Annotated in this window: 25 protein-coding genes and 1 pseudogene; 17 read left to right on the forward strand and 9 right to left on the reverse strand. The window is 69.6% G+C overall.

Going from position 1 to position 22576, the window contains the following annotated elements; all coding sequences use genetic code 11:
- Positions 1-54: 54 nt before the first annotated feature.
- Positions 55-1008, reverse strand: coding sequence for a nitroreductase family protein (locus BX283_RS03130; protein ID WP_257581836.1), 954 nt, complete (start codon positions 1006-1008; stop codon positions 55-57).
- 220 nt (positions 1009-1228) lie between these two features.
- On the opposite strand from BX283_RS03130, the gene BX283_RS03135 reads away from it, so the two are divergent.
- Positions 1229-2140, forward strand: a complete 912-nt coding sequence (locus BX283_RS03135; protein ID WP_257581837.1) for a universal stress protein — start codon at positions 1229-1231, stop codon at positions 2138-2140.
- Between the two features lie 188 nt (positions 2141-2328).
- Entirely contained in the window at positions 2329-2982 is a 654-nt protein-coding gene (locus BX283_RS03140; RefSeq protein ID WP_101386131.1) for a CBS domain-containing protein, read from the forward strand.
- A gap of 52 nt (positions 2983-3034) precedes the next feature.
- On the opposite strand, the gene BX283_RS03145 is transcribed toward BX283_RS03140, so the two are convergent.
- Complete coding sequence (locus BX283_RS03145; RefSeq protein WP_101386132.1) at positions 3035-3949, reverse strand: universal stress protein; 915 nt, start codon at positions 3947-3949, stop codon at positions 3035-3037.
- 215 nt (positions 3950-4164) lie between these two features.
- Here BX283_RS03145 and BX283_RS03150 point away from each other — a divergent pair, with 215 nt between their 5' ends.
- The 6 genes from BX283_RS03150 (at position 4165) to BX283_RS03175 (ending at position 7959) form a co-directional block, all read left to right on the forward strand.
- The gene (locus tag BX283_RS03150; RefSeq protein WP_101386133.1) at positions 4165-4797 is read left to right on the forward strand and encodes a hypothetical protein; all 633 of its coding nucleotides are present in this window, start codon (positions 4165-4167) and stop codon (positions 4795-4797) included.
- A 221-nt stretch (positions 4798-5018) separates the two neighbouring features.
- Positions 5019-5750 (forward strand): CBS domain-containing protein, encoded by a 732-nt coding sequence (locus BX283_RS03155; RefSeq protein WP_101386134.1) that lies wholly within the window; start codon positions 5019-5021, stop codon positions 5748-5750.
- Between the two features lie 15 nt (positions 5751-5765).
- Positions 5766-6377 (forward strand): flavodoxin domain-containing protein, encoded by a 612-nt coding sequence (locus BX283_RS03160; RefSeq protein ID WP_101386135.1) that lies wholly within the window; start codon positions 5766-5768, stop codon positions 6375-6377.
- 19 nt (positions 6378-6396) lie between these two features.
- Entirely contained in the window at positions 6397-6612 is a 216-nt protein-coding gene (locus tag BX283_RS03165; RefSeq protein ID WP_101386136.1) for a hypothetical protein, read from the forward strand.
- Positions 6609-7073, forward strand: a complete 465-nt coding sequence (locus BX283_RS03170) for a Crp/Fnr family transcriptional regulator (RefSeq protein ID WP_257581840.1) — start codon at positions 6609-6611, stop codon at positions 7071-7073. The genes BX283_RS03165 and BX283_RS03170 overlap by 4 nt, the downstream gene beginning before the upstream one ends.
- Positions 7074-7293: 220 nt before the next feature.
- Positions 7294-7959 (forward strand): CBS domain-containing protein, encoded by a 666-nt coding sequence (locus BX283_RS03175; protein ID WP_257581841.1) that lies wholly within the window; start codon positions 7294-7296, stop codon positions 7957-7959.
- A 20-nt stretch (positions 7960-7979) separates the two neighbouring features.
- On the opposite strand, the gene BX283_RS40430 is transcribed toward BX283_RS03175, so the two are convergent.
- The gene (locus tag BX283_RS40430; protein ID WP_180357026.1) at positions 7980-8135 is read right to left on the reverse strand and encodes a hypothetical protein; all 156 of its coding nucleotides are present in this window, start codon (positions 8133-8135) and stop codon (positions 7980-7982) included.
- A 13-nt stretch (positions 8136-8148) separates the two neighbouring features.
- On the opposite strand from BX283_RS40430, the gene BX283_RS40435 reads away from it, so the two are divergent.
- From BX283_RS40435 to BX283_RS03185, 3 genes are all read left to right on the forward strand, one after another.
- Positions 8149-8301, forward strand: a complete 153-nt coding sequence (locus BX283_RS40435; RefSeq protein ID WP_180357027.1) for a hypothetical protein — start codon at positions 8149-8151, stop codon at positions 8299-8301.
- 306 nt (positions 8302-8607) lie between these two features.
- On the forward strand, positions 8608-10191 hold the full coding sequence (locus tag BX283_RS03180; RefSeq protein ID WP_373979104.1) for a M48 family metallopeptidase: 1584 nt from the start codon (positions 8608-8610) through the stop codon (positions 10189-10191).
- A 401-nt stretch (positions 10192-10592) separates the two neighbouring features.
- A complete protein-coding gene (locus tag BX283_RS03185; RefSeq protein WP_180357028.1) occupies positions 10593-11270 on the forward strand; it encodes a pentapeptide repeat-containing protein in 678 nt (225 codons plus the stop codon).
- Positions 11271-11334: 64 nt separating this feature from the next.
- Here BX283_RS03185 and BX283_RS03190 read toward each other — a convergent pair whose 3' ends face one another.
- Positions 11335-11538: a sigma factor gene (locus tag BX283_RS03190; RefSeq protein ID WP_373979529.1), complete on the reverse strand. Its 204-nt coding sequence runs from the start codon at positions 11536-11538 to the stop codon at positions 11335-11337.
- A gap of 29 nt (positions 11539-11567) precedes the next feature.
- On the opposite strand from BX283_RS03190, the gene BX283_RS03195 reads away from it, so the two are divergent.
- The 6 genes from BX283_RS03195 (at position 11568) to BX283_RS03220 (ending at position 16065) form a co-directional block, all read left to right on the forward strand.
- Positions 11568-11963 (forward strand): hypothetical protein, encoded by a 396-nt coding sequence (locus BX283_RS03195; protein WP_373979105.1) that lies wholly within the window; start codon positions 11568-11570, stop codon positions 11961-11963.
- A gap of 277 nt (positions 11964-12240) precedes the next feature.
- A complete protein-coding gene (locus BX283_RS03200; RefSeq protein WP_143676363.1) occupies positions 12241-12828 on the forward strand; it encodes a hypothetical protein in 588 nt (195 codons plus the stop codon).
- A gap of 209 nt (positions 12829-13037) precedes the next feature.
- Entirely contained in the window at positions 13038-13286 is a 249-nt protein-coding gene (locus tag BX283_RS03205) for a hypothetical protein (RefSeq protein WP_101386140.1), read from the forward strand.
- Between the two features lie 82 nt (positions 13287-13368).
- Entirely contained in the window at positions 13369-13794 is a 426-nt protein-coding gene (locus tag BX283_RS03210) for a hypothetical protein (RefSeq protein WP_101386141.1), read from the forward strand.
- 287 nt (positions 13795-14081) lie between these two features.
- Positions 14082-15311 carry a hypothetical protein gene (locus BX283_RS03215; RefSeq protein WP_101392101.1) on the forward strand — a complete coding sequence of 410 codons (1230 nt, stop codon included), beginning with the start codon at positions 14082-14084 and terminating at the stop codon, positions 15309-15311.
- Positions 15295-16065, forward strand: coding sequence for an alpha-ketoglutarate-dependent dioxygenase AlkB (locus BX283_RS03220; protein WP_101386142.1), 771 nt, complete (start codon positions 15295-15297; stop codon positions 16063-16065). Before BX283_RS03215 ends, BX283_RS03220 begins: the two co-directional genes overlap by 17 nt.
- A 175-nt stretch (positions 16066-16240) precedes the next feature.
- Here BX283_RS03220 and BX283_RS03225 read toward each other — a convergent pair whose 3' ends face one another.
- The 5 genes and pseudogenes from BX283_RS03225 to BX283_RS03240 all read right to left on the reverse strand — a co-directional run bounded on the left by BX283_RS03225 (position 16241) and on the right by BX283_RS03240 (position 22368).
- Entirely contained in the window at positions 16241-17269 is a 1029-nt protein-coding gene (locus BX283_RS03225; protein ID WP_101392102.1) for an SGNH/GDSL hydrolase family protein, read from the reverse strand.
- 455 nt (positions 17270-17724) lie between these two features.
- Positions 17725-17928, reverse strand: coding sequence for a hypothetical protein (locus tag BX283_RS03230; RefSeq protein ID WP_257581846.1), 204 nt, complete (start codon positions 17926-17928; stop codon positions 17725-17727).
- Between the two features lie 148 nt (positions 17929-18076).
- Positions 18077-18682 carry an isochorismatase family protein gene (locus BX283_RS41350; RefSeq protein WP_257584229.1) on the reverse strand — a complete coding sequence of 202 codons (606 nt, stop codon included), beginning with the start codon at positions 18680-18682 and terminating at the stop codon, positions 18077-18079.
- Between the two features lie 39 nt (positions 18683-18721).
- Positions 18722-20029, reverse strand: a pseudogene (locus tag BX283_RS41355) (MFS transporter); the annotation flags it as partial.
- 230 nt (positions 20030-20259) lie between these two features.
- Positions 20260-22368: a phosphocholine-specific phospholipase C gene (locus BX283_RS03240; protein ID WP_101386144.1), complete on the reverse strand. Its 2109-nt coding sequence runs from the start codon at positions 22366-22368 to the stop codon at positions 20260-20262.
- Positions 22369-22576: the final 208 nt, after the last annotated feature.

Raw genomic sequence — 22576 nt, forward strand, 5'->3', positions numbered from 1 at the left:
GTCAGCGCAAGGCAGGGGTGAACCGGCCCTGGACCGGGGGCCGTTCGGCCCGGATCATGCCTGATGGATCGTCAGTACGTCCCGCACAGCACGCCGCGGGCTGCGCGCACCCATCGGACCGTAGCCGAGCCTCAGGACCATCTGCACATGCTGCATGGCGGAGATGGGGTCCCGGGCGGCCCACCGCAGCTCCCCGCGTTCCAGGGCCTGACTGCTCAGGCCCGCCGCCAGATCGTGACACGTGGCGAGGAGCAGGACGCGCTGCAGGGCCTGGCCCGAGCGCAGCCAGGCCACCGGGGTGTCGTCCGCGGTGCCCAGCAGGGCGAGCTGGGGAGCGGCCTCGAAGTCGGCGGTGCCCCCGTCCGCCACGATCCGCCCGGCCCAGAAGTCCCGCACCACGGCGCCCCCGACCCGCTGGCGGGGGCCGAAGGCGTACTCGGGCACGCCGTCGACGGGCCTGTCCGAGGTGTCCTTGCCCGGCCGGGTCCACCGCTCCAGCTCGGCGGCGCGGTCGCGGTCCTCCGCGTCGTACCACCGAGCCTCCTCGCTCAGCCCCAGCACCGACTGGACGTGCCACGGTCCGGGCACCACCAGCTCAGCGCCCTCCGCCCGTGCCGCTTCGGTGAGCGCGTCCCAGACCTCCTGCGGAACGCGGGTGTCGGCGAACGGGTGGCGGCTCGTGTGCCTGCGGTGCACGGCCGGGTAGAGGCCGTCCAGATCCGCGTCGGCGTGCGGTGTCCTGAGCATGCGCACCACCGCCAGCAGGCCCGGCCGGGCGGGATCGGGCAGCAGCAACACCTCCGGCTCCCGGCCCCGGTGGGCGATCGCCACCCGCAGCGTGAACAGTGCCGCCCCGCAACTGATGTGCAGCGCCCGCCCGTTCGGGTCCGCGTACGGCAGGTCTCGGCCCGGATCCGCGTGCAGTTCCAGCACGTCGTCCGCCGGGCGGAAGACGAAAGCCCAGGGCTGGGCATTGTGCAGGGAGGGCGCGGTCGTGGCGTCCCTCACGAGAGCCGCCACCGTCCGCGTGTCACATACGGGCTTCACTGTGATCGCCGTCCTCTCCCGTCCGGCAGGCACGCTTGTCGTTGCCTGTGGCTCACGTTCCGCCGCCCGGGGCGTGTGTCCCAGTGCCGAACGGGCACGCATGGAGGCCGGATGGCCCGGACAAGGGCCGAACCGGCCCTGTCGCACGGGCGTCGGCTGCGCGAAGGTCTCAGCAGAGGTCATGCCGTACGAGAGCGGAGAGGCGGTGGCTGCCATGGGCATGCCGTTGGTCGTGGGCGTCGACGGATCCGCGTCGAGCCTGCGTGCACTGGACTGGGCCGCGGACGAGGCGGAGCGCTTGAGGCTGCCCCTGCGGATCGTCCACGCCTCGCTCTGGGAGCGGTACGAGGTCGCCGAGCCGTCCGCACACGGCGTGGCGATCCCCTCGGCCCAGGTGCCGGACGAGACGCTGCCGAGCTCCGCGGTCGCGCGCGTTCGACGCCGCGTTCCCGACCTGGAGGTCCATGCCGAGGAGATGGCCGAGGATCCGGAGACCGCTCTGCTGGAGCAGGCCCGCAACGCCAGTGCGCTGATCACCGGGTCGCGCGGGCGGGGTCCCATCGCCGAGCTTCTCCTGGGGTCCGTGAGCCTCGCCGTGGCGGCCCGTGCGCACTGTCCTGTCATCGTGGTGCGCGGCGGCGAGGACAACTTCAAGGCCCGGCACCACCGCATCGTGCTCGGCATCGGGGACAGTGCCACCACCGGGGCGGCAACGCTGTTCGCCATCCGGGAGGCACAGTCACGCGGCTGCCTGCTGGAAGCCGTACGTGCCTGGCGCTGCCCGGCCAACGAGAGCGTGGACGATCCGCTACTGGCCGCCGGGTCCGCGCACGAGCACCGTGAACGGGCGACCGAGCTGATCGCCGACGCCCTGCGCGACCCCGTCGCCGGCCACCCCGGAGTCGAGGTCGTCCCCGCGGCCTGTGAGGGCCCGGCCCACAAGGTGCTTCGCGACCGGTCGGCCACGGCGGACCTCCTTGTCCTGGGTGCCCGGCGGCGCCACGGCCACCTCGGCCTCCAGTTGAGCCGGGTGTCCCACACCCTGCTTCACCACGCCGGCTGCCCGGTGGCCATCGTCCCCCAGCACGGCTGACGACGGCGTACTCCACTGGACTCAAGTACGAGGGGTACGACGCCGCTCAGGAGCGCCCGCGCGAGTCCTTGCTCCCGCGCACGAGGGCCTCACCAGGGGCCGATGAGCCCTGCGGACCGCCCCCTTCGGCCCTCCCGCCCGCACCGGCCACGTGCCACGCTGACCGGGAGAAGGTCCGGAGGTACGCCATGACCAGCAGGTACACCGTCGCCATGGTGATGACCCAAGCCGTCGTCACCGTGTCGCGCAGCGCGCACTTCAAGGAGATCGTGACCGCGATGCAGCGGTGGAGGGTGACCGGTGTGCCGGTCCTCGAAGAAGACGGCCGGGTGGCCGGGGTCGTCTCGCAGGCGGACCTCCCGGTCAAGGAGGAGTTCCATGGGCACGGCCCCGGCCTGATCGAGCAGGCGGGCCGCCTCGCGGACACCCGCAAGGCCGGTTCCACGCGGGCCGCGGACCTGATGACGTCCCCGGCCGTGACCATCGGCCCCGACGCCACGCTCCCCCAGGCCGCCCGTCTCATGGCCCACAGCCACGTGAAGCGGCTGCCCGTGGTCGACGGTACGGGCCGCCTGGTGGGGATCGTGAGCCGTGCCGATCTGCTCAAGGTGTTCCTGCGCTCCGACGACGAGCTCGCCGCGCAGATCCGTCGCGAGGTCGTCGTCCCGCTCTTCCCCGTCTCGCACCGGGCCATCCGTATCGACGTCGCCCACGGCATCGTCACGCTCCGCGGTGACGCCCGCGACAGCGGCCTGATCCCCACGGCGGCACGCCTCGTCCTTGGCGTCGAAGGCGTGGTGGACGTCAAGTACGAACTGTCGGCCTCACAGCACGCTTGCTGATCGGGCCGGGGAGCGGCTGCTCCTGGGCCGGCGACGACCCGGCACCTGGCGTTCAGCGATGTGCGACCACCGCGACGGGAGTGCGTGCGTGGTGCAGGACCCCGTGCGTCACCGGGCCGATATGGGTGATTCCGCTGCGGATGCGCCGCCCGACCACGAGCAGCGCGGCGTCCTCGGCCGCCTCGACAAGGCGTTCGGCGGGCCGGTCCGCGACACACCGCGTCTCGATGCCCACCGAGGGGAACTTGGCCCGCCACGGCTCCAGTACGTCATCCAGCGCATGCGCCTCCGCGGCGCCCAGATCGACGATGTGCCGGGGGTCGACCGCGGCGGGGTCGTACCCGAAGACGGGCGGCGGCGTCCACGTGTGGACGACCCTCAGGGCAGCACCGCGTGCCGCGGCGGCTTCGACGGCGTAGTCGATCAATGTGTCACAGGGATGGGAGAAGTCGAGTCCGAGCACCACGTCGCCGGACCCCTCCTCCGCCCCGGCCGGCTCGACGGCATCGTCCGGCCGCTTCGGCCGGACGAGGACGACCGGACGCGCTGCACGGGCGAGGACGGCCATCGAGACGGAGCCCGTCAGGAAACCCGTCAGCGCGCTCGGCGCCCGTGACCCCAGGACCAGCACCTCGCCTTCTGCGGCGGCCGCCAGCAGGACATCGACCGCCTGGCCGGGAATGAGCTCCGCGGTGATCTCCACGCCCGGGCAGTGGTCGCGCAGTTGCTCGAACACCTCGTCCAGCATGCGTCGGGCCCGGCGTTCCTCGCCGTCCGGCCCGTCCGGCCCCTCCCACAGCACTGCTGCGGCGCCGAGCGGCGCGTACCCGACGACTGGCTGCCACGCCTGCCAGGCATGTACCAGCGTCAGCGCGAGCCCGCGCCGCTCAGCCTCGCCCGCCGCCCACACGGCAGCGGCTCTCGACTCGGACGAGCCGTCGATCCCGGCGATGACCGAACGTGCCATGACACCCTCCCGTGGGCACGGAGCAATGACGAACGGTTCCACCCTGCTCCCCGTTCCGCGTGGGCCGCGAGGGCCGAACGGCCCCGACCTGTCCCGTACGAAGGACCAACGGCCCCACGGGGTGCCCCGAACGCCCCCACCACAGCGGCCACGTCCGACGCCACATTGTCCATGTCGAACCACTGGGCGTGAACATGAAGAGAGGGCTGAGAACCATGGCCGTACACGGGCACCCGCATCCGCACGCACGCAACCGCTTCTCCTTCCGCCTCAAGAGCAGGGCGGACACCACGGCACGGGCCGCATCGGCCGAGCGTGCCGTGGCCTCGTCGCAGACCCTCGGGCGCACTCTGGCCGGACTGCGGTTCGTGACGGCGTTCACCTTCCTGTGGGCGTTCTTCGACAAGACCTTCGGCTGGGGCTACGCCACGCATTCCGGCAAGGGCTGGATCGACGGCGGCTCCCCCACCAAGGGCTTCCTCAGCGGCGTCGCCGCCGGCCCCATGGAGTCCACCTTCCACGACTGGGCCGGGGACACCTGGGCCGACTGGCTGTTCATGCTGGGGTTGTTCGGCATCGGTCTCGCCCTGGCCGGCGGTGTGGCCCTGCGGCTCGCCGCCGTGGCGGGCACCGCGCTGATGACCCTGATGTGGATCGCAGAATGGCCGCCCGCCCGGCATCTGTCCGACGGTTCCCTCAGCGCGTCCGCCAACCCCCTGGTCGACTACCACGTGGTGTACGCGGCCGTCCTGATCCTCCTCGCCGTCTTCGGCGCCGGACGTACCTGGGGGCTGGGCAGGCTGTGGGAGCGCCTGCCGTTCGTCGGCGACCGGAGCTGGCTCCGGTGAACCGCGAAGCTCCGGTCCCCAGCCCCCTCGGCCGGGTCTCGCGGCTGCCGGGAGCACCGCGGCAGCCCTGGCACGCGACGGGGCCGAACCGCTCCCTGGGATGGGTCGTTCGGCCCCTGGCAGCCCCCCAGGCACGCAGCCAGGCTCGCCATATGGTGAGCCGCTCCCCGGCCACCCACCCGACTCCCACCCGCGATGCCCGAGACAAGGAGGCACCCTCCATGAAACACGCCAAGGTCGGCTCGGTGATGACCAGTGACGTGGTGAGCGCCCGGCCCGGCACCCCGTTCAAGGAGGTTGCCCGACTCCTGGCAGAGCACCGCATCAGCGGGCTTCCGGTCGTGGACGACGACGACAAGGTCCTCGGGGTGCTCTCGGAAACGGACTTGATGGCCCATCAGGCCGAAGCCGAGGATCCCTACGAGCCGCCGCGCCGCCTGCACGCACCCGCGCTGGGACACGCGGCACGCTCGCGGCGCGCCAAGGCACGCGCCCGGACCGCGGGCGAGCTGATGTCCTCCCCCGCCGTCACGGTCCGCGCCGACGACACCATCGCCGGGGCCGCCCGCGTCATGGCCCAGCACCGCGTCGAACGCCTGCCGGTACTGGACACCGAGGACCGGCTGGTCGGCATCGTGACCCGCCGCAGCCTCCTCCAGGTGTTCCTGCGCGCGGACGAGGAGATCCGCGCCGAGGTGATCCGGGACGTACTGGTCGGAACGCTGTGGCTGGAGCACGGTGCGGTCGACATCACGGTCGAGGACGGCGTGGTGACCCTCACCGGACAGCTGGAGCGGCGCAGCGAAGTACCCGTGGCCGTGCGGGTGACAGGCATGGTCGACGGCGTGGTCGACGTGGTCGACAAGCTGGGATACCGGACCGACGACTCCCATCTGCATCCCGACGAGCCTGCCATGCGCGGCATCGCCGACGACTGGATGCGCAAGCTGTGAAAGCAGGTGTCCGTCATGAGCATCAAAGCACTTGTCGCCTATGGCTCCACGAACGGTTCCACCGCACAGATCGCCGAGCGGATCGGCGAGGTGCTGCGCGAGCACGGCCTGGACACCGAGGTGCGCCCGGCCGTGCAGGTAGGTGACGTGGCGCCCTACGACGTCGTGGTGATCGGCGGCGCCGTGTACGCGGGCCGCTGGCACCGGGACGCGCGCCGCTTCGCCCGACGCAACGCCGACCAGCTGTCCCGTAAGGCGGTATGGCTCTTCAGCAGCGGTCCGCTCGACGCGTCCGCCGCACAGCGGTCGATACCGCCGGTGGCCGGCGCGCGGCGTGCGATGGCCCACCTCGACGCGGTGGAACACCGTACGTTCGGCGGCTGTCTGCGCGAGGGCGCGAAAGGCCGCATCGCCCGTTCACTGATCACCTCCGGCCGTGGCGGCGACTTCCGCGACTTCGACAGCGTCACCGCCTGGGCCGAGCGGATCGCCACCCAGTCCTCGGCGCACGCGCCGAGCCCGAACGGGGCGACCTGCGGACCTGACCGGCCCGCCCAGGAGGGCCGTTCGCCCGCTGCCCCGATTGGTCCGGCCCGCCGACGCCGGGAGCACACGCCCGAGCCGTAGGAGCCGAAGGAGGGACCCGATGACCGTCACCACAGTCGCGCCCCTCCTGGGCCGGGCAGGGCTCGGCACCCTGGTCGCGGATCCGGTGGCGGACGGCCCTGGCGTCGGCCGCCACCCCGACCCGGGCTGCCGACACCTTCGCGCCCGCTGGAGCCCGGCCGCCGTCGACACCACCCAGGAAGTCGCCGCCTACCAGACGGAGTCCGCCCCACCCCGAGAGGAAGCACGACCATGACCACCAAACAGGCCAACCGCATGACGATCGCGCTGCCCGGCCCGTACCAGAAGCGGCTCGTGAACATCGCCCGTGAGGTGAGCTTCCCACCGGGTGCCCGCCTCTTTGAGGAGGGCCGCCGGGCCGATCGGTTCTGGGTGGTCCACACCGGCACGGTAGCGCTGGACATGCGCGTCCCCGGACGCCAGGCAGCCGTCATCGACTCGATCGGCGCCGGCGAACTCGTCGGCTGGTCCTGGCTGTTCCCGCCGCACCTCTGGCACTTGGGCGCCGAGGCGGTGACACCCGTGCGCGCCTACGAGTTCGACGCGATCACCGTCCGCCTCATGTGCGACAGCGACCCCCGGCTCGGCTCCTCGGTCGCGCTGTGGGTCGGCCAGGTCCTCACCCACCGACTGCAACAGGCCCGCACCAGGCTGCTCGACCTGTACGCACCGTACGGGAGCGGGGTCCCGCGATGACGTCACACCCGCCCGGCCCTGTGACCCACCCGCGCCACGCACAGAACCCCGCTGTGGCCGCCGCCCCGCGCTCGACCGCCCGGTCCACTGGCGCGGCCGCTACGGATGCCTTCGGTTCCAACGGCCCCTCAACGCGGCCGCGTTCGCCAAGGAGGCCGCGCATCTCCTCCTCGACCCACTTACTCGACCTCACCGTCGACCGTACCTCTGGAGGCACACCATGACCGCGGAGTTCGGGGCTTCGCCCCACACCGTGAGCGACGTGATGACCCACACCGTCGTCTCGATCGGCCGCGACGCCCCGTTCAAGGAAATCGTGGAACTGATGGAGCAGTGGCAGATCAGCGCCCTGCCGGTAGTGGAGGGCGAGGGCCGGGTGATCGGCGTCGTGTCGGAGGCGGACCTGCTGCCCAAGGAGGAGTTCCGCGGTGACCGACCCGACCGTCTGTCCCAGCCGCAACGCCTCTCCGACCTGGCCAAGGCGGGGGCTGTCACCGCCGGTGAGCTCATGAGCACCCCGGCCGTGACCGTGCACCCCGACGCCACTCTCGCCCAGGCAGCCCGGATCATGGCCGTCCGGAAGGTCAAGCGACTGCCCGTCATCGACCAACTGGGCATGCTCCAAGGAGTGGTGAGTCGCAGCGACCTGCTCAAGGTGTTCCTGCGCCCCGACGACGACATCGCCGCCGAAGTGGCTCGCACCGTGATCGCCTACCTCTTCCCACGGCAGACCGTCACCGCCACGGTCGAGCAAGGGACCGTGACCTTCCACGGGCCGATGCCCGACCGGACGCTGGTCCCGATCGCGGCGCGGCTCGCCCAGGCCGTCGAGGGGGTCGTGGACGTCCACATGGACCTCTCCCAACCTGCCGCGCCCGCGCGATGACACCCATCGCGGAGTAGCCGTCAGCCGATCCGGTAGCCGTTGTAGACGTAGCCGCCCTCCAGCTGAAGGTGCCACCACTGGTTGCCCGCGTCGCTGATGCACGACTTGTCGACCGCGCGGTAGTAGTCGTCGAGGTAGCCCGTGACGCTGGAGCTACCCGCAGGCGACGTATGCACGGGAGTGCCCTCCTTGAACAACATGTATGTGCTTGAGATGGATGTGCACGACCAGGTAGCGGTGGCGTTCGCGGTCGCGGGCGCGGCCAGTACGACGGCAGCCAGGGCCGTGGTGATGCCCAACGCTTTGAAAGTGCCCTTCACGTTTCTCTCCCCCTTGGCTTGAGGCACATCACACAGTGGTGTACAAGAGCCAGCCTGACGCGTCAATCTGCGTTCCCCGTAGTGAGGTACCGGCCAAAACGCCCCCGCCTCCGGACACCTCGCCGCCGCTCACACCTGCCCCCAGGTGGTGTGCCCGAGGACCAGGTGGCAAGTACCTGCTGCCGACCTGCGACCTGTCGGCCTGGCCATTGAGTTGCCGTAAGTGACCGCCGGGCCCCATGATGCGGCAGGCGGCTCCCGCCACACACTTCAGCACCGCTGTCATCCCGTGGGGGGATCTGTCCAAATGGGCGCTTCACTGCGCGCCTTGCGCGCTCTCGTCCTGCTCGCCGGCTTCTACCTGCTCGGCGTCTTCCTGCTGGCCGCCCTCGCAGGCGCCGACTACGCCGTCTCCACCTGGTTGCACGGCCCCATCGTCTACGACGTCATCATCGGCTCGGTCGTCCTCGCGATCCCGATCGTGCGCGGCCTGTTCATGCTGCGCACCCCCAAGAGCGATCCGTCGGCCGGCGTCACCGTCAGCGTCACCCAGGCCCAGGAGCCCGCCCTGTGGGAGGCTGTGCGCGACGTCGCCCGGCAGGTCGGCACCCGCGCGCCCGACGAGATCGTGCTGATCGAGAAGGTGAACGCGGCCGTCAGCGAGGAGTCCTCGCTGCTGGGCCTGCGGCCCGGTACCCGTCGCCTCTACCTCGGCCTGCCGCTGATGATGGGCATGGACGAGATGCAGCTGCGTGCCGTGCTCGCCCACGAGATGGGCCACTACGCCAACTTCGACACCCGTCTCACCCCCCTGATCGCCCGCGGCCGCGCCCAACTGATCCGCACCATCGCCCACTTCCACGAGCGCTCCCACACGAAGCTCGCCAAGGAACGCGCGAGGCAGGAGAAGCACGCCGCCAAGCGCAGGGCCAAGGGCAGACGGGCCACGATGATCGACACCCCGGGCCTGGGTGCGACGTACCGAGGCATGGCCAACGTCTACACGGCGTACGGCAACTTCTACCTGCGCACCTCCCTCTCCGCCGCCCGCCGCCAGGAGCTCGCGGCCGACCTCGCCGCGGTCCGGGTCGCCGGGCGCGACTCCACCGCCTCCGCCCTGCGCGAGCTGAACGCCCTCGGCTCGGCACACGACTTCTACATGAGTTCGTACGCCACCCTCGGCATCAGCGCCGGCCTGCTGCCCCGCCCCGGTCAGGTCTTCGGCGGACTGCGCAAGCTGCTCGACGCCCGCGCCACGGACCTGGAGAAGCTGCGCCAAGAGCTCCCGACCGAGCCCACCTCCCCCTACGACTCCCACCCCGCGCTCGCCGAACGCGTCGCCCGCATCGAGGCCCAGCCCGACGACAGCCGCGCCGGAGAGACCGCCCGCCCTGCCGTACAACTCCTGGCCGACGCGGACGCCGCGCTGGCCGCGCTGGAGCAGGCCGTCCTCACCCCGGAGACCCTCGCCCTCAAGCGCGTGGACTGGGAGGACCTCGTCCACGAGTCGATGACGGTGTACGTGGGCCAGGGCGCGGAGGAGATCCGCGAGGCCCTCACCGCCGAGGGCGCAGGACCGGAGCTCGCCGCCCTGCTCGACGCGATCGACGCCGACCCGGCGGTGCGCTGGCGGATCGCCGACCGCCTCCCTAAGCCCGAGCAGGCGGCTGCCGCGACCGGCGACGCCGTCCGCGACTACGCCCGCCCGGTCCTGCGGCGCGCCCTGAACCAGCTGATCACCGTAGAACTGACGGCACGCGGCGCCGCCCGCTGGCAGCTCTCCTGGTCCGACCCGGCCGCCCTGCGCTACCCGACGGACGGCTTCGAGGACCAGCTGGACCTGGCCCTGGACGCGACGGTCGCGGACCTCCCCGACACCGAACTCCTGCGAAAACTGGTGCTGGCCGGGTAATCGTCTGATCGCGCGACCGCGCTCACCACCTGACCACCACCCCGACGGTCACCGTCACGGCACAACAAGCTCGCGGCGACCGGCACGGGATGGGAGCACGCGCGTCTCCTGTCATCCGACGCAGGACCGCCACCGCTCGGAGGAAGAGGCCGACGATGGCCCAACCCGATCGCCCAGGGGCGATGCTTCCTGTGGTTCAGTTCGGAACTCCCGCGTGCCTCGCCGACCTGGTTGTCGTCGCCACCTAGCATCGAAGCATGTGGAGACCCAGCCGGGCGGTCCTGCATCGCCTCTTGGCCAGAGCCCGCTCCGGGCAGCGACGTCCGCGTGGAACGGCAGCGTCGGCGCGGCGCCGGGACTGGCTGGCGTGGGCCGGCGTGGGGACAGCGGTCGTCGCGGCCGTGGGCGCGCTGGTCTTCAACGCACTGTCAGCGGCTTCCACGAGCAGCCAGATCGAGGTCACCCGGCAGGGCCAGGTGACCGAGCGGTTCAGCAAGGCCGTCGAACACCTGGGCTCCGCCGGCATCGATGTCCGCCTGGGCGGGGTATACGCCCTGGGCCGGGTGATGCGTGACTCCCCACCGGACCAGGCGAGCGTCGTGGAAGTACTCTCGGCGTTCGTCCGCAACAAGGCCGGAACGGCCGCGGATTCCGTGGCCGACGCACCGGCCGCCCGCGCCGCCGTCCGGCAGCCGGGCACCGACATGAAGGCAGCCCTGAGCGTGCTCGCGCGCCGCAACCCCAAGCACGACGCACCCGGTCAACGTACCGACCTGACACGCACCAACCTGAGCGGCTTCGACCTGCGCGGCATGGACCTGCACGACGCCGATCTGGGCGGGGCGGACCTGCGCGGCGCGAACCTGCGCGTTGTCAACCTCTCCGGCGCGGATCTCGGTTTCGCGAACCTGACTGGTGCGGACCTGCTCCTCGCTGACCTTCGCGGTGCGCAGGCGTTCGGAGCGAAATTCACCGACGCCAGGCTGGACGACGCACACCTGGAGAATGCGCGCTTGCTCGACCTAACGGGAGCACATGTCAACGAGGGCACGACGGGCCTGCAAGGACGGCGACCTTGAGGATGCCGGTGACACGGCTGGTGCTGCGGCGCCGCTGTCGCAGGGGTCGCCCCGCGTACGCGTGTCATCGGGCGCCTACCCCAGCGATGGGCATTGCGCGCCTTGTTCGTGGCGATGCGATGCCACACAACCACGGCCGCAGCGACCCGCCGTGCGCCTCTGTTCTCTCCCGGGTGCGCCGAGCCTCCAGGAAGGTATCGGACATCACCTCCTCAGCTGCCGACCAGCCGCCCGTCAGCCGGAAAGCATGGTTGTAGACCCCTGGCAGTCAGCCGCGCACCGTGAGATCGTCCGCAGGTGACCGACGCTGCTGGTGAAGCAAAGCCCCTGAGACGGCCGGACGACCGCGCTGCGTCCGCCCTGCGCTTCGCGACGGAACTCGTCGCGTGGGTGGCCACCCTCTGGGCCCTGGCCAGTCACTCATGGCTGCTTGCCGTCCTGTCCGTGCTGACCCTGATCGGCCTTCCGACGTTGTTCTCCACCCCGGGGGACAAGGCCAACGTGATCATCGCGGTGCCCGGCTGGGCCACGATCCTGCTGGTGCTCCTCCAACTCACCGCGGCCGTGGTCTCCTCGTGGCTGGCCTGGCCCGCCTGGGCAGCGGCCCCCGTGACCTTGCTGGCCGCCGCCACCCTCGTCACGGAACGACGACGCTGGCGCTGGCTGGTCTCCACGGACCGACTCGCCAACTGAAGCGCTGCTGGCACCCGGCGGAACAGCCCCCGCCCGTACCGTTCAGCCCGGACGGCGCCAGGGCGTGCGCGGCTCCCGCCTCGCGCAAGGCCGCCCAGCGCGACGATGACCCACGCACTGCTTGCCGGACGCCCACCGGATGGCTCCCAGGGTGGCGCGCACGGCCGCTCCATCCCGCTCGAACCTGGTGGGTCGGCGACTCCGTGCCGGTCGTCGAGGGATGGGCCGCAGTCTGTCGGGGAACGGCGTGGTGGATGAGCGACGAGGGGAGAGGGTCATGGAGGCGGGAACCGTTGCGGTGTTGGTGGCGGGCATGGGGGTGTTGGGCACGTTGCTCGCGCCGTTGGCCACGGCGTGGGTGAGCGCACGATCACGGTCACAGGAGTTCGAGTTGCGCCGGCTGGCCGACGGGGACGCGCGACGCCACGAATCCGTAGCGGCAGACCTGGAGCGCCGACGGGCGACCTACATCGCCCTCAACACCAGCGCCCGCCTGTGGCGGATACGGCTGATGGAGGACCTGAACCGGTTCCCCGACCGCCCCGGTCCGTCCCCGGAGACGAATGAGGCCCGCCTGTCGTTCCAGAACGACTTCGCGCAGGCCCAGATGCTCGTACCGGACGGTGTACTGGACGCCGCCAACCGCGTACGGATCGCTCTGGCCGATGCGTACAAACGGCTCGGGCGGCTCGACGAAGGTTCGCCACCCGAAGATCACACCTGTGAGGAACTGCGTGCGCTCCTGCTGGGGATGTGGGATGAGATCACGCAGATGCAGGCGGTGATGCGCAAGGACCTGGGGGTGGGTTCCGGAGACCCCGTGCCGTCGGAGCGGCCAGGAGCGTACCGGCCGCCGCTGGCCTAGGTGTATGGGCCGCAAGCGTTGCGGCGCCGTCGAGCTCCCCCGCGGGCAGGGTGGGCGGGGCGCTGTCGCGGGGTGCCTGACGCTCACGGACCAGCAGCGCAGCCGCCCCGCCGACGCGTCACCACCACCTTGCCCCCGCAGCCGGCTGCCGTTTTGGCATCGCAAAGATCCACCCGTATCCCCAGTTCACGACGGTCGTTGCCCAGGGCATGAAGAAGATCACTTCTGTCGCCGCGCTGGTCCTTGCCGGCGCCGCTCTCGCCGCCCCCGCCCACGCCGACGGCCCCAACGACCCGAATTCCTCGGGCCCCGTCCACGCGGCCGACAACTGGAACTTCTCTGCCGGTGTCGTCTGCATGCAGGAAACCGCCATCGTTCCGGCCCTCGGCGGCACCCCGGGCTTCGTCGGAGACGTTGACAACAACTGCGCCAACGGGAACGTCATTGATCACTCCTAGCCGTAGCCAGAACGCCACCGCACCCGCCGGTGACAGCCGAAATGCACGGACCCGAACAACCGGTCACACACGGGGAGTAACCATGTTCAGCATCCCTCGCCGCTACACCGCCATGGCCGCCGCAGGCGCACTCGTGGCCCTCGGTCTTGGCACCTCCCTCGCCGCGCAGGCCGACGCGCCCAAGGCCAAGGCCCCCGCCATCGCGATGTCCACCATCCAAGGGTGCAACACCGGCGTCTCGGCGCCGGTAAGCGACCGGCCCGGCCACGTCAGCGCCGGTGCATCCAGCAGCGGCTGCGCGAACAACTGGACCTTCACCGCCCAGTTGCAGAGCTCACGCTGGTGGGGCTGGGCCAACGACGCCGAGGAGCAGTGGATCGGCAGTGCCAGCCGCGGCCTGGGCGCAAGCTGCGCCGGTGTCCACGACCACCGAGTGATCCTGCGTTGGAGCAGCGGTCCGGCCAACGGCACCAAGATCGGCCCCGTCAGCAATCTCAACTGCGGCTAAACCGAGTGCGCTGACGCACGCCGCCCCCACCCCCTTGGCCACGAGGGGGTGGGGCGGGGGGCGGCGTGGGTGAACCGGAGACGGCCTCACCACCTCACCGAGCAGCCGCACCCACCGCCCGTACAGCAGAACCCCGTTGCCCGCTGTCGAGCCCCATGAGAACATCAAGGTTCATCGGTCCGTCTCTTTCGTTTACGCTGCTCAACGCGAATGAAAGGGTGCGGGCCGTTGCCGTGTCCACGGCTTTGAGGGACCCACCCAGATCTGCGAATGACAGGTACCGCTTGATGTCCACAACAGAGCTGTCTGAAGCCCGCATCGAAGATGCGAGCAACACCTTGGTTGCGCCTACGATGTTGCAAGACAATGACTTGATCAGGGACTTCTTCGGGTCCGTCATCACGCCAGAGGACCTTGCTTCCGGTTCGCCCGACCTCGCACAGAAGACCGTCTACCTGTGTGGCGGTATATCAGGGCTGAGTAGCCGCCAACTGCAGGCAGCCGCCCGGGTATTCGTCATCCGCGAGCTGTCACACGGCTACCCCGAGGACACCGACAGCCCGTGGACGCTCATCGACCTCGGCCGGGTTCCCATCCGCGTACAGGGCGTCGGCGTGTACTATCGCCGCTTCTTCCCACTCGACGCCGATCACTTCGGACAGATCAGCGCGGAGCACGCCTTCCAGTCCCTGACAGAGTCCACCAAACCTGGCACAGCCCATCGCAGCGGAATCTATCTGACGCCCGTCACACGCAACGGCGACAAACTGCACTTCCGTCTGCTCCGGTGCTCCACGAACCTCTCAGGGCCGACCGAGAACTTTCGCCAGACCGACACGCGCATCGTCGAGGCTCTGAAGCGCGAGGCCGCCACCCTCTTCCGGAACCACGCACCGCTGAACCACGTCCTCGCCCAGATCTACCACAACACCCTTGCCACAGCCGAGCGCAAGCAGTCCAAGGCCAAGATCTCGGCCCACGCCGACAAGACCAAGGACATGCCCGTCAACGGCATCATGGCCTTCTGCACCTTCTATGACCGGCTCGACAAGCTGCAGCCCCTCGCCGAAGACGCCTTCGACTATGGGGTGAAGGGCGTCAGCGCGCTGACCAAACTCCATTTTCGCCTCAAGGATTCGACCGAAAAGCACGACGGGGTCGCGCTCCCGCCGCAGTTCACCGTGCCCCTTTATCCCGGCTCCGTGTTCTTCATGCCGCTGTCCACCAACCGTCTGTATACACACGAAGTCCGGCCCTCACCATTGGACGCCGACTTGCTCCCGACCCGCCTGGGATACGTGGTGCGCTGTTCGAGCGCCGAAGCCGTTCACAAGGACGGCCAAACGTTTCTCAAGATAGCCGGGGACTTGGCGAAGCTGGAGCCGCCGACACCGGCCGGCATGGACGAACTGCGCGGGCTGTACGCCGAGGAGAACAGAACCTCGTCCTTCATAGACTACGGCGACAAGTTCCTCTTCAGCATGAACACAGGAGACTACCTTGCGCCCCGAGTCTAGGTTCTTGGATGAGATCCTCTCGTGCGAGTTGCCACCAGAGGGAGACCTCTTCGCGGACCTGTCCGCGTCAGTTCACTGGGAAGACGTAGGAAAAGGCCGACGAGGCGCCGTACTTACCAATATAGACGAGGCGAGTGGGGTGCCTCTCGTACGTACCACTACCCAATACAGCAACCCGACGCAGCATTTCCAGGCCGTGCACGAACGGCTGGCGCGACGGGTTCAAGAACGTGCGGCGCTCCCAGTCGGCTTCAACAACGCTCTCATCGAGAGCTACACCAACGCTTACACCACCATGGGCAGCCATTCCGACCAAGCCCTCGATCTGGCCGACGAGTCATTTATCGCCGTCTTCTCCTGTTACCAACACCCCGAAGCGATCCCGCCGAGGAAGCTGATCTTCGAGTCAAAGGGGTCCGATGGCGAGAAATTCGAGATCCCCCTCACCCACAACAGTGTTGTCGTGTTCTCTGTCGACTTGAATCGGCGACTCAGGCACAAAATCGTCTTGGACACGTCCGTCCAGGCGGCGGATAACCAATGGTTGGGTGTCACATTCCGAACATCCAAGACCTTCGTTCGGTTTCACGACGGGCAGGCACACCTCGCGCAGGGTGCGCGCCTCACGTCGGCCGACGACGAGCAGAGGCGCGAGTTCTACCAACTACGGCGCCGTGAGAACAAGGAAACGGACTTCGTCTACCCCCTGCTGACGTACACGGTCAGCGAGAGCGATCTGATGCCGCCCGTCTGATCTTGAGGGGGCGCGCCGTGCCGCAGTCGCTACGGCTTCATGTCGCGGCGCTCCCCCGGGCGTCCCGTAGCGCCGCGGGTGAAGCCCCAGGTCGCCGCGGACCTGGGGCCTCGTTCAGTAGCGGGTGACGCACGTCAGGGCATGGGTCATCCGGGTTCGGTGCTGTGTGGCCTGGTCAGCGGTTGAGGACTTCCTCGATCTTGGCGGCCACGCGCTCGGCCTGGATGTCACGGCCCTTCTCGTTGGGGTGCGCGTACCACGGGATCGGCTGATTGCCGAGTTCGAGCATCGAGTTCTCCAGCAGACCGCCGATGCCCCGGTTGGCACCGTCGCACGCTGTGTTGCTTCCGGTGTGGTTGTAGAGGTCCACGAAGTCGGCGCCGTTTTCGGCAGCGACCTTCTTCATGGCGTCGTCCAGCCGCTTCTGGACCTGGTCCAGGATGGGCAGCGCGTTTTGAGGAATATCGGCGAACGGCAGTTCCGTCTGACTGGGAGCCGCACTCAGGCACTTGCTCGTGTCCTGGGGCACGAGTCGGGGGTAGCCGACCAGGACCCTTTCGGCGTCCGGGGAGAAGTAGCTCGTGCGCTGAAGCATCTCGTCCAGGTCGTATTCGACCTGCTCGAACTTGTAGTCCAGCCATTCCTTTCCGTCGCCCGACGTGAAGAAGTCCCGGCACTCGCCAGCCGGTGAGTCGGCGTCCACTGGCGCTCCGGGCAGCAGGGCCTGATCCCGGAGCTTGGCGGAGCACTGCTTGAGGATGCTGTTGAAGCCCAGCGTGTTGCCACCCATGCCGCCCACGACCAGCCGAGTGTCACCCTTGAGCGCGCCCTGCTGTGCCGGGACCTTCAGGCCGCTACCGGGTTGCAGCAGCTCCTGCTCGTTCCAGAAGTGATGGATGAGTGCGCCTCCGCAGGAGACGTCCGACTGCACGTTGAGCGTGACGCCCTTGTCCGCCAGACGCCGGGTGGCGACGGCGGGATAGTTCTCCGTGGCCTGGAAGCAGAAGGCCCTCTCGCCGTCCTCATGGAAGGGAGCGATGCCGAAGTTGGCGGTGTACGAGTCACCGAAGAAGACAGTCGGTACCGGGTCGGCGGGCGCCGCGTCGGCGGTTCCCGCCGGGGCGGCGAGCGCCAGGCAACTGCCCAACGCGACGGCCGCGGCGGCCAGTCGTCGTGCCCGTGGAGTGGTCGTCGTCTTACGCATGACCGAAGGCATGCCTGTGCCCTTTCGCCGGGACCCACAAGGTGAGCGATCGGATCAGAATGTTCCGTATTCATGCATATGCGGAACGCGATGTTCCAGTGACTGCGGGCCACAACCAGGTGTTTTCGGACAATCCCTCCATGTCTTTCCATCTGGCCTGGCCAGAAGGGTGTATGGCCGACGCGACGGATGTCATCGCCATCCGAAGGGGGCGTGAACCGCACGGCGAGGCTGCGCGGTTCACGGGCCGAGGCGTCTCTCGGCGGGCAACGGCCTCGCACGCGAAGGCGACAACCGAAGAACAGTTCCATGACCGATACGCCCGCCTCCACGTACTCGGCCGGAAGCCTGCCAGCGGTGCATCGATGCGGATGCGGATGCGGAGGAGCTCAGCACCTGCCGGGACTCGTGAACGAGGACAGACGGGAAAAGATTCACGGCGAGCAGCGAAGCCGTCAGGGTGAGCAGGGGTGCGACGAGGTCTTCGCGGCCATACCGGTGTCGTCGTCCTCGTTGAGTAGTCTCGGCCGCAGGCAGCGGTTGGCCGCGAGGCCGGCGAGCAGGGCGATGACGGCGACAACGATGACGAGGAGGCCACCTCCAGGGCGTGGGCAGGCAGGAATACCCTGGACCAGGTGCGTACAGGGCATCGTGATCATGTCGTGCTCATCGGCACACCCTGACCGCGAAACGAGCATCCGCCGCCGAACGGGGATGCCCCATCCGCCAGAAGGGCCCCGGCGACGGCAAGGCAGCCTTCGCCACCGGCATCAACGCATGGCCCGGCGACTCCCGCGCGCGGCCGTATCAGGCGTCCGGCACAGACGTATGGCTCAGCGGCCTCTTCCGCGGCGAGGCCGTGAAGTCCACCTCTGCGGAGGGCAGGACCCGGACACCGCGTTCGGGAAAGTCGATGTGCCGGTAGATCTCGTTGTGATGGGCGATCGCCTGGTCCGGCGGGGCGAAGTCCGTCGGCTGGGAGCGGACCGAGGTGGTGTGGCCATCCGCCACGAGCACCAGGTCGTAGCCGTGGCTGAGGGCCTGACGGGCGGTCGTCTCCACGCAGTTCTCGGTGGCGAAGCCGGTGACCAGGACCTCGGTCACGCCGAGCCTGCTCAGGATCTCGTCGAGACCGGTGCCCAAGAAGGCGTCCGCGCAGGTCTTCGTCACGACCGGATCTCCGCTGTGCGGCGCCAGCGGCGGCAGGACATCGCCGCATCCTCGCTGTTGAACCGTGATGACGGGAATGTTCGCCGCCCGCGCCCGGGCGCTGAGCTGCGCGATGGTCGCGACGATCGTGTCGGGGCGGTGCATGAGGGGCCTCAGGTCGCCCTGCATGTCGATGACGAGGAGCGCGGCGCGGTGCGGCGTTGGTGGCAGCGGTTTGTGTGGCTGCCCCTCGCCCGAAGCCACGGACAGTGTCAAGGCGTCGTTCGGCGCCGCATCCGCTACGCGCGTACGGCCTGCCAGAAAAGCGGCACCCGCGATCGGAAGGATCAGCAGCGCGTACGCTCCGGCGAACGCCGGGAGCCGACTCGCCCATGCCGCCGAGAGTGCGGTGAACAGAGCCGACGTCACGGCCAGGACCAGGGTCTGGCCCAGGCTCTGTGCAGTCTGCATCGCGCCGCTCGCGTAGCCCTGCCGGTCAGCCGGACTGTGCGCGAGGGAGAGCAGGGTCAGTGACGGGGTCGCGAGCCCCATGCCCACGGCGGCGATCGCCATCGAGGACGCCGCTGCGGCCGGGGGCACCGCCGGAAGGGTGCACAGTGCCGCCACCGCCACAGCTATCGCCATGATGGAGGCTCCGACGGCGACCAACCGGTGCCGGGGCACCCGGTTCTGCAGGCGGCCCTGCACCCAGGAGGCTCCGGCCCAGGCAAGGGCCGCCCCCGTAAACGCCAACCCCGTCACCACACCCGGCACATGTCGTGCCGTGCTGAGCATGAGGGGAACGAAGGCTTCCAGCGTGAAGAACGCGCCGGAGGTCAGCGCCCGCAGGAGTACGGTGGCGGGCAGCCCGGATCCTGCTCGCCAGGTGTGCCGTGGCAGAAGCTTCGGGGCACACACCACGAGCAACACCAGTCCGGCCGACGCACACACCGCGTGCCAGACGTTCCAGGCGGACACACCGTATTGGGTGAGAGCCGCTGCGACACTGACCGCCACGGTGGCGGGCAGGGCGGGCCGCCGCACGGAGGTGTCGACCTCCCCCGGTTCTCGCGTTCCTGCCTCTTTCGCTCCTTGCTGTGCCGGTTGTCCGCGAAGGAGCAGTACCGCGGCCGCGGCAGGGATCAGGGTGAACGCGGCGACGCCGAAGAACACCACGCGCCATGACCACGACGCGGCCACCAGCCCGGCGAGCGGCGGGCCGGCCAGGGACGGTACGATCCAGCACGCGCTCATGAGGGACAGAGCGCGGGCGCGCAGCCGGTCCGGGTAGGACTGTCCGATGGCCGCGTTGATGGAGACCGCCACCATGCCCGCCGCGATCCCGTCGGTGAAGCGTCCCAGCGCCAGTTGCCAGATGGTGGTGCTGGTGGCGGAGACGAGGAGCGTGGCGACGGTCAGGACCACTCCGGCGGTCAGCGGCTGCCGGGCCCCGGCGCGGTCCGCCCAGGCCCCGCCGAGCACACCGCCGAGCAGGCTCGCCGCCACGAACGCCCCGGCCACCAGCGGATAGAGACCGACCCCGTCGAGGTCTCGCGCGGCCACCGGCAGCAGCGGCATGACCGCCAGTGCCGCGAACCCGGTCAAGAACATCACCGCGGCGAAACTCGCCGTGACTGCCAGATACGTACGGGAGAAGAGTCCCGGGGCCGGAGAGCTGTCCGACGGTTCACGAGCGTCACTGGTCACCGGCAGCAAGCTACGGCCCTGCCCTGGTCCAGGCCAACGCTTTTCTCCGGGACCGCATCCAGTTCACGGATGCCGGATCGCCGAAAGCGCGCTGAACCAGGGCGCCCCACCCGGCTCACCGCCGGGCGGGCCGGTCAGCCGGAGACGCTCGGGCGGCCGTTCTCGATATGGCCCATCAGGCGCCTGCGGAACGGGCTCCCGCCGTCCACGGTCACTTCGAGGTCGTACCAGCCGTGCGCGTCGGCGGCCGAGTGGACCACCGTGCGGCTGCGGCCCGGCTTGACCTTCACGGAACGCGTCCAGTCACGCAGGTCGGCCTCGTCGGCGTAGCCGAGCGGCCGTACGACGAAGGTGACGGGCCGCTGTCCGCGGTTGCGCAGGGTGAGGTGGACGTCCCTTTCATGGTGGTCCAGGGAGGAGGTCACCTCGGCGACGTCCGCGTCGCCGGCGCCCTCGAACTCGCGCCGGAAGCCGTTCGGCCCGGTGACCGTGAACCGGTAGGCGCCGTTCACCGGCACGGTCCACTGCCCCTTGCCTCGCACGTCCTTGTGCTGCGGCGCGGCGAACTCCTTGGCGTACGGGTAGAGCGCGAAGTGGACGCTGGCCCGCCCGGTGTTGCTCAGCTGCACCTGGAGGGCGCCGCCCGCGACCTTCGCGTACGCGTCCGGCTGGTAGGGCAGCGGGCGGGCAGGCCGGGTGCCCTCCTCCTGCACGGGCATCTGCTGGTGTGCGGGCGGCTCGGGGCGCCAGCGGCCGCTCAGCGGCGGAATGGATCCCGGCCGGTGCACGGAGGGCTGCTGCCTGCCGCGCTTGAAGTCGAAGGCCGAGGTCAAGTCGCCCGTGACGGTGCGCCGCCAGGCGCTGATGTTGGGCTCGCGCACCCCGGTCCAGCGCTCCAGGAGGCGGATGACGGAGGTGTGGTCGAAGACCTCGGAGCAGACGTAGCCGCCGACGCTCCAGGGCGAGACCACGAGCATCGGCACCCGCGCGCCGAGGCCGGTCGGCTTGCCCTGCCACTGCTCGTCGGTCACCTCGGGCGGGGCCACCGGCGGCGGTACGTGGTCGAAGAAGCCGTCGTTCTCGTCGTAGTTGATGAGGACCACGGTGTGCCGCCACACGTCGGGGTGCTTGCCGAGCGCGTCGAGCACCTTGTAGACGATCGTGGCGCTGTGTACGGGCGAGGAGACGCTGGGGTGCTCGGAGTCCAGCGCGGAGGGCACCAGATAGGAGACCTCCGGCAGGGTGCCGGCGGCGACGTCCTTGCCGAACGCGTCGGCGAGCGTACCGGTCGGCACCCGCCTCAGGCCCCGCTCGAACAGGCTGCGTTCGGCCGGGGTGAGCGTGGCCACGCCCTGGTCGAGCAGCCCGAGGAGCCGTTGGCGCTCAGCCTCGTTCGGGGCCTCGCGCACGACGGAGTAGAAGGACTCCATGTACGTGTGCCCACCCGTCCTGGCCAGCGCCTTGCGCGCGATCGCCTTGAACGTGGTGAAGAACTCGATCTGGTTGTCGGTGAAGTTCTCCCACTCGGTGTACGTCTTCCAACTGCGCCCGGCCTTCTCCAGCCGCTCGGCGTAGGTGCCCCAGTCATACCCGGGGTGGGTGCCTTCGTCGTAGGCGTCGTTGCCGACGGCCCGCTGGCCGTTCGGCTCGTATCCGGTCTTCCCGCTCCACAGGTGGTTGCGGTTGGGGCTGGTGGAGCTGTGGATGGAGGAGTGGTAGGCATCACACACGGTGAAGGTGTCGGCGAGCTCGTAGTGCAGCGGGATGTCCTGGCGGTCGTAGTACGCCATGGTCGCCGAGGTCTTGGCGGACACCCAGTTGTCCATCCAACCGCCGTTCCAGGCCTTGGCACCGCCGGACCAGGAGTGGTCGAGGGCGCCTATGTACTGGAGGTCCTTGTGCTGGGTGGCGGCGGCGCCGCGTACGGAGAAGGGCAGGACGGTGCTGCCCAGTGGCCCCGGCTGCTCGAACACGGGCTTTCCGCCCGGGAGTTGAAGGGCATTGCGGTCACCGAAACCGCGGACTCCGCGCAGGGCGCCGAAGTAGTGGTCGAAGGAACGGTTCTCCTGCATGAGGATCACGACGTGCTTGACCGCGCTCAGCCCGCCGGCCGGGGGTCCCGCGGACATCGCGGTCTGCAGCGAGGGCGGCAGCAGGGAGCCGGCCGTGGCCGCACCGAGGGCGCCGCCGCCCAGTGCGAACAGTCGTCGCCGTGACATGCCGCCTGCGTTGTCCGTGGTCAACTGACCCTCCTGAGCCGTGCGAGGTATGTACAGGGAGGAACGCTATCGACCCCGGGTGTCCACCAGAAGACCCCACCTCGCCCTCCGGGTAAACGTCCAACCCTCCACCTGCGAAAGTCCAACAGTCGGGGCGGCACCTTCTCCCGCCTCGTCATGACGGGCCGCCACGCCGGGCAGGTGTGGATCGAGGCCGCGGCCTGCTGGAGTG

This window comes from Streptomyces sp. TLI_146, assembly GCF_002846415.1.
Lineage (GTDB): Bacteria > Actinomycetota > Actinomycetes > Streptomycetales > Streptomycetaceae > Streptomyces.

Coding starts and splice junctions, on each gene's coding strand:
- BX283_RS03135 (WP_257581837.1), top strand. CDS start 1,229: ATGCCGTACGAGAGCGGAGAGGCGGTGGCTGCCATGGGCATGCCGTTG.
- BX283_RS03140 (WP_101386131.1), top strand. CDS start 2,329: ATGACCAGCAGGTACACCGTCGCCATGGTGATGACCCAAGCCGTCGTC.
- BX283_RS03145 (WP_101386132.1), bottom strand. CDS start 3,949: ATGGCACGTTCGGTCATCGCCGGGATCGACGGCTCGTCCGAGTCGAGA.
- BX283_RS03150 (WP_101386133.1), top strand. CDS start 4,165: ATGGCCGTACACGGGCACCCGCATCCGCACGCACGCAACCGCTTCTCC.
- BX283_RS03155 (WP_101386134.1), top strand. CDS start 5,019: ATGAAACACGCCAAGGTCGGCTCGGTGATGACCAGTGACGTGGTGAGC.
- BX283_RS03160 (WP_101386135.1), top strand. CDS start 5,766: ATGAGCATCAAAGCACTTGTCGCCTATGGCTCCACGAACGGTTCCACC.
- BX283_RS03165 (WP_101386136.1), top strand. CDS start 6,397: ATGACCGTCACCACAGTCGCGCCCCTCCTGGGCCGGGCAGGGCTCGGC.
- BX283_RS03170 (WP_257581840.1), top strand. CDS start 6,609: ATGACCACCAAACAGGCCAACCGCATGACGATCGCGCTGCCCGGCCCG.
- BX283_RS03175 (WP_257581841.1), top strand. CDS start 7,294: ATGACCGCGGAGTTCGGGGCTTCGCCCCACACCGTGAGCGACGTGATG.
- BX283_RS03200 (WP_143676363.1), top strand. CDS start 12,241: ATGGAGGCGGGAACCGTTGCGGTGTTGGTGGCGGGCATGGGGGTGTTG.
- BX283_RS03205 (WP_101386140.1), top strand. CDS start 13,038: ATGAAGAAGATCACTTCTGTCGCCGCGCTGGTCCTTGCCGGCGCCGCT.
- BX283_RS03210 (WP_101386141.1), top strand. CDS start 13,369: ATGTTCAGCATCCCTCGCCGCTACACCGCCATGGCCGCCGCAGGCGCA.
- BX283_RS03215 (WP_101392101.1), top strand. CDS start 14,082: ATGTCCACAACAGAGCTGTCTGAAGCCCGCATCGAAGATGCGAGCAAC.
- BX283_RS03225 (WP_101392102.1), bottom strand. CDS start 17,269: ATGCGTAAGACGACGACCACTCCACGGGCACGACGACTGGCCGCCGCG.
- BX283_RS03230 (WP_257581846.1), bottom strand. CDS start 17,928: ATGATCACGATGCCCTGTACGCACCTGGTCCAGGGTATTCCTGCCTGC.